General features: G+C 45.9%; 1 protein-coding gene. It reads left to right on the forward strand.

Annotated features, from left to right (window positions below):
• Positions 1–651, forward strand: a 651-nt coding sequence (locus IC21_RS10080; protein ID WP_035180860.1) for a transposase, incomplete at both ends; no start/stop codon positions are given.

Genomic DNA, 651 nt, shown 5'->3' on the forward strand with positions numbered 1-651 from the left:
TATCCGGCTTGTTCCAATGGCGATGTGGCTAAATCTTATATCGGCTTGCTTTGCCAGGTAAAAAGTGATTATGACAATATTGAAACCTTCCGTGATGATGCTTTTTTTGCACTGGCTTTGGATATCCAGAGGGTTCCTTCCAGCCCGACTCTCAGGCAACGATTGGACCAGGCCGCCTTGGTGGAAAAATGGAAAACGATCTTGCACGAAGAATCGCTGGATCTGATTCGCCATACAAATGCGGAAATCAGCCCGGTTTACGCCAAAGACAAGCCGTATATCCCGGTTGATCTGGATGTCTCCCCTTTCGATAACTCCAAGACAAAAAAGGAAGGTGTCGAAAGAACCTATAAAGGCTGTGACGGTTATGCCCCTATGTTCGCTTACATGGGACAGGAAGGTTACTGCCTGCATGTTGAGATGCGAAAGGGAAGTGTCCACTGCCAAAAAGGTACACCAAATTTCATCCAAGAAACCATTCAATCTGCCCGGAAACTAACAGATCAGCCATTGCTTTTCAGGCTTGATTCCGGAAATGACAGCCGGGATAATCTCATTATTCTCCTAGAAAACCATGCAAGCTTTATTATCAAACGCAATCCCCGTAAGGAAAAAGCTGAGGACTGGCTGTACATTGCCCGAAAATATGGG

It is taken from the genome of Heyndrickxia coagulans DSM 1 = ATCC 7050 (assembly GCF_000290615.1).
Lineage (GTDB): Bacteria > Bacillota > Bacilli > Bacillales > Bacillaceae_C > Weizmannia > Weizmannia coagulans.